Source organism: Pseudomonas sp. 50_B, from assembly GCF_017491625.1.
In the GTDB taxonomy this organism is placed as follows: domain Bacteria; phylum Pseudomonadota; class Gammaproteobacteria; order Pseudomonadales; family Pseudomonadaceae; genus Aquipseudomonas; species Aquipseudomonas danubii.
Genome location: NZ_JAFGYX010000096.1, coordinates 1 through 518, shown reverse-complemented (window position 1 = coordinate 518; position 518 = coordinate 1). Strand labels below are relative to the sequence as shown.

General features: G+C 56.2%; 1 pseudogene. It reads right to left on the bottom strand.

Features of this window, described 5'->3' with window-relative positions:
* Positions 1–283 precede the first annotated feature (283 nt).
* Positions 284–518 (bottom strand): annotated as a pseudogene (gene istB, locus J5M73_RS31075) (IS21-like element ISPst3 family helper ATPase IstB); the annotation flags it as partial.

The window sequence follows — 518 nt, the reverse complement described above, 5'->3', positions numbered from 1 at the left end:
ATTCTGTACAGCGATTAGAATCGCAAGCTGGCCACCCAGACAGACTTGAATAAGAACGGATTTGAAACGGCACGAAAGACCCAACGCCCTGTTGGCGCTGATGGAAAATTGACCCACCCTGCCGATTGAAATTTGACCCAGGGCGGATTGCTGATTTTGTTACCAGCAACTGTGGATAAGTCTACCAGCGCAGCTGCTGTTGCCCCCACTCCTTCGCTAGCCCAGTTCAGTTGTTTAAGACCTGCCACACGCAGCCATGTAGCAGGCCGTCGTCGCCATGAAATCAGAACGGCTCATCGTCCTCCGGTTCTTGGCCGCCCTTACGCTTTCGCTCCCGTGATTTGATCTTGGCCTGGGCCGCCAAGCTACTGTGTTGCAGGCGATAGGACTCGTTACCGGTTTCGACGATGTGGCAGTGGTGGGTCAGCCGATCCAGCAGGGCGGTGGTCATCTTGGCGTCGCCGAACACGCTCGACCATTCGGCGAAGCTCAGGTTGGTGGTGATCACCACGCTGGTG